Raw genomic sequence first — 4,508 nt, forward strand, 5'->3', positions numbered from 1 at the left:
CCTTAATACGTTGTACTTAATTTCTATTGGATAATAAATAAAAGTAGCACAAAAAAAAAGCGAGCCAAGCTCGCTTTTTAAAAATATCCGTTAAATAGCAAATTAATACTTTAAATTACATGTTCGGGTAATTTGGTCCGCCGGCACCTTCCGGAACTACCCATTTAATATTTTGACTTGGGTCTTTTATGTCGCAGGTTTTACAGTGAACACAGTTTTGTGCATTAATTTGGAACCGTTTTTCACCTTCCTCTTCAATTACTTCATATACCCCGGCAGGGCAGTAACGCTGTGCTGGCTCTGCAAATTTAGGTAAATTAACCTGCAAAGGAATAGACGGGTCTTTTAATTTTAAGTGGCAAGGCTGGTCTTCTTCGTGATTTGTATTAGATAAAAATACAGAAGACAATTTATCAAAGCTTAACACGCCATCTGGCCTAGGATATGAAATCTCTTTTGCATCTTTCGCTTCTTTAAGCTGTGCGTAGTCTTTATGTTCGTCTTTCATGGTGAAAAACAAATTACCATTAAAGATATTTTGCTCTAGCGTGTTAAATGCGCCACCCCAGAAATTTCCGAGTTTGTGGATAGCGGGGCCAAAGTTACGAGAGCGGAACAATTCGTCATATAGCCACGATGATTTAAATTTCTCTGTAAAGCTTGTTAACTCTTTTACTGGAGCCTCAGCATTTTCTGAAATGGCTTCAAAAATACTCTCTGCTGCAAGCATGCCCGACTTCATGGCCGTGTGATTACCTTTAATTTTGGCAAAGTTTAGCGTTCCGGCTTCACAGCCGACGAGTAAGCCACCTGGGAAGGTCATTTTAGGCAATGAGTTAAACCCACCTTTAGCGATAGCTCTGGCGCCATAAGAGACACGTTTACCGCCTTCAAGGTACTGTTTAAATACGGGGTGGTGCTTTAGCCGTTGAAATTCATCAAACGGGCTTAGGTATGGATTGTCGTAGTTTAGGTCTACGATTAGGCCAACGAACACTTGGTTATCTTCAGCGTGGTATAAATAGCTACCGCCTGTTGCATCGTCAAGTGGCCAGCCTGCACTGTGAACCACAAGCCCTGGCTGGTGCTTGGATGGGTCTATATCCCAAATCTCTTTAAAGCCAATGGCATAATGTTGCGGTGAACTGTCTTCGTCCAGCTTAAAGTGCGAAATGAGGTCTTTCCCTAAGTGACCGCGACAGCCTTCTGCAAACACTGTGTATTTAGCGCGTAGCTCCATACCTGGCATGTAGCCGTCTTTAGGTTCCCCGTTTTCACCCACGCCCATGTCGCCGGTAAGTACACCGCCAACACTGCCATCTTCATTGTAAATAACTTCAGAGGCCGCAAAGCCAGGGAATACTTCAACACCTAGTTGTTCAGCTTGTTCTGCCAACCAGCGACACACATTACCCATAGACACAATATAGTTGCCATCGTTGTGCATGGTTTTCGGGGTAATAGCGTTTGGTAACTTTTTCGCTGAAGTCTCATCATTAAGTAGGTAAATGTGGTCTTCAGTTACTGGTGTATTGAGAGGTGCACCTTTTTCTTTCCAATCAGGGAAAAGTTCGTTTAGTGAGCGCGGCTCAAACACGGCACCAGAAAGAATGTGTGCACCTACCTCGGAGCCTTTTTCGACCACACAAACCATTAGCTCTTGGTCTTTTTCATTTGCAAGCTGCATAAGCTTACAAGCCGTTGATAATCCAGCTGGGCCGGCACCGACGATGACTACGTCAAACTCCATCGATTCTCGTTCCACGGGAGGCTCCTTATGTTTGTATTTTTATAATGCACTATTGATGAAACAAATAATGCTTTGTGTCAAAAACATGTAAATTAATTGTCGTTTTGCAAGGTAATGCAGGTTGACGTTTACGTCAACAGTAAGTACATTGCAAAGCAGTTTACGTTAACGTTAACTGGCAGTGTATTATAACTGCTCGTAAACGTGGTGTTAACGGCGTTTTAAGGCTAGCCTTTAAAAAACGTACGTTCCACGGATTCTTTTTTAACGTAGAGCACATTGTTAAAGTTTCAAAAAGCGTGGTGAAGTAATACGTTTTTAATTATTAATAGTTAATTATTAATGAAACGTAATAGACACCGACGAACTCAACAATTGAGGTAAATATGAAAATACTCGTACCGGTCAAACGCGCGATCGACTACAACGTTAAGGTAAGAGTGAAGGCCGATGAGTCTGGCGTAGATCTTACCAACGCAAAAATGGCCATTAACCCTTTTTGCGAAATTGCTGTTGAAGAAGCCGTTCGATTAAAAGAAAAAGGTGTGGCCACTGAAATCGTTGTTGTTTCAATTGGTGATAAGAGCTGCCAAGAACAAATACGTACAGCACTAGCCCTAGGTGCTGACCGTGGTATTCAAATCGATACCGACCAAAATCTTGATTCACTTCAAGTGGCGAAGCTGTTATCTAAAGTAGTTGAAGAAGAGCAACCACAGCTTGTTATTCTTGGTAAGCAGAGTATCGACTCTGACAATAACCAAACAGGACAGATGCTTGCTGCATTAACTGGCATGCCACAGGGCACTTTTGCGTCAGAAGTCGTTGTTGACGGCGAAAAAGTAAATGTAACCCGTGAAATTGACGGCGGTCTTCAAACTGTTGCACTTTCGCTTCCAGCGGTAGTAACCACAGATCTTCGCTTGAACGAGCCGCGTTATGCATCGCTTCCAAATATCATGAAAGCAAAACGCAAACCGTTAGACGTTAAAGCGGCTGCGGATTTTGGTGTTTCACTTGACTCAAACGTTAAGGTGCTAAAAGTGACGCCTCCGCCTCAGCGCGAGGGTGGCATTAAAGTGGCAGATGTTGCTGAGTTAGTAGACAAGTTAAAAAATGAAGCAAAGGTGATCTCATGAGCGTACTCGTATATGCAGAACACGATAATGCAAGCTTAAAGACTGAAACGCATAAGCTTGTGAATGCCGCGCAAAAAATGGGTGGCGATATTCACGTGCTAGTCGCAGGTGAAGGTTGCCAAGCAGTAGCTGAAGCCGCGGCGCAAATTGACGGTGTTGCAAAAGTACTTGTTGCTGACAATGCTGCTTACAAGCATCAGCTTGCTGAGAATACGGCTGATCTAGTTGTAGAACTTGCTGCTGACTACAGCCACATTGTTGCTGCTGCAACCACTACAGGTAAGAACTTCATGCCTCGCGTAGCGGCTTTATTAGACGTAGCGCAAATCTCTGACATCATTGGTGTAGAGAGTGAAGACACGTTTGTACGCCCAATTTACGCAGGTAACGCTATTGCTACCGTACAATCATCTGACGCGAAGAAGGTCATTACTGTACGAGCTGCATCATTTGATGCTGCAACAACAGGCGGCAGCGCAGAAGTTGCAGCAGTGGACGTTGTAAAAGGCAGTGATAAGTCTGATTTCGTATCGGCAGAGCTGACTGAGTCTGAGCGACCTGAATTAACTGCAGCAGAAGTGGTAATTTCAGGTGGCCGTGGTATGCAAAACGGTGACAACTTCAAGCTTCTTGAGGGCATTGCTGACAAGCTAGGTGCTGCTATTGGTGCATCACGCGCCGCAGTAGATGCTGGGTTCGTTCCGAATGATATGCAGGTAGGTCAAACAGGTAAAATTGTTGCGCCTCAGCTATATATTGCTGTAGGTATCTCGGGCGCTATTCAGCACCTTGCAGGTATGAAAGATTCTAAAGTCATTGTTGCTATCAACAAAGATGAAGAAGCGCCAATTTTCCAGGTTGCTGACTACGGGTTAGTAGGTGACTTATTTGATGTACTTCCAGAGCTGGAAAATTCGTTGTAAATCGAATTATAAGGTTTAGCAAAATGAAGATAAAGGCTGCGTATACGCAGCCTTTTTTGTAGGGAATCGTTATAAAATACCTAGAGTAGTTACGGGTATGTTTTTTAATGGAACAATAATTTAAACGCGCACCACTGAGTTGTCTTCTATGCTCACAGGTGAGGGAATATAAGCATCTGCTTCCCAATCGTTTTCCCATTTTTCACCATCAATGAGATAGCGAAACTGGTACTCGTGATCCTTCTCTAAATCCACCGTTAACGTGAAGTCTCCACTTTTCAGTTTCTTCATCGTTAGTGGCTGTGATTTCCAGTCAGTAAAGTCACCACACAACGCTGCTTCTTTGGCGTCTTGCGCCGCTTCCGCATTTAGTCGAAATGTCACTTTGCACAGAGGTTTTGATTTAAGGTATTGTTTCTTAAGACTCATAATGTGTTTTCCCTTCAACGTAGCGAAATCATTCCCGAGGCTACTTCGCATTAAAGACTAAGCTCAAATAACAACCGCCGGTTAACTCATAACCAATGAGTGATTAAATAATCAACGAAAATCTGATAATTATCAATCTTACTTTGTATTCTTTTGATAATTTTTTATATTAGGGCGGCTGATTTTTATGTGTATTTTAAAAACAATTAACAGACACAAAATTTAACAATCTTAAGTGGGCACAATAACCACAAATCAGTACACTAG

4 protein-coding genes are annotated in these 4,508 nt (G+C 42.7%); 2 read left to right on the forward strand and 2 right to left on the reverse strand.

Annotated elements, in window-relative coordinates:
* Positions 1-115: 115 nt before the first annotated feature.
* Complete coding sequence (locus tag F0261_RS19590) at positions 116-1,765, reverse strand: electron transfer flavoprotein-ubiquinone oxidoreductase (RefSeq protein WP_171338719.1); 1,650 nt, start codon at positions 1,763-1,765, stop codon at positions 116-118.
* A gap of 371 nt (positions 1,766-2,136) precedes the next feature.
* On the opposite strand from F0261_RS19590, the gene F0261_RS19595 reads away from it, so the two are divergent.
* Positions 2,137-2,889, forward strand: coding sequence for an electron transfer flavoprotein subunit beta/FixA family protein (locus F0261_RS19595; protein WP_014949735.1), 753 nt, complete (start codon positions 2,137-2,139; stop codon positions 2,887-2,889).
* Entirely contained in the window at positions 2,886-3,812 is a 927-nt protein-coding gene (locus tag F0261_RS19600; protein ID WP_014976738.1) for an electron transfer flavoprotein subunit alpha/FixB family protein, read from the forward strand. Before F0261_RS19595 ends, F0261_RS19600 begins: the two co-directional genes overlap by 4 nt.
* A 120-nt stretch (positions 3,813-3,932) precedes the next feature.
* Here F0261_RS19600 and F0261_RS19605 read toward each other — a convergent pair whose 3' ends face one another.
* Positions 3,933-4,241: an isoamylase early set domain-containing protein gene (locus F0261_RS19605; protein WP_014949733.1), complete on the reverse strand. Its 309-nt coding sequence runs from the start codon at positions 4,239-4,241 to the stop codon at positions 3,933-3,935.
* Positions 4,242-4,508 lie beyond the last annotated feature (267 nt).

The organism is Alteromonas sp. 07-89-2 (genome assembly GCF_013113925.1).
GTDB lineage: Bacteria > Pseudomonadota > Gammaproteobacteria > Enterobacterales > Alteromonadaceae > Alteromonas > Alteromonas macleodii.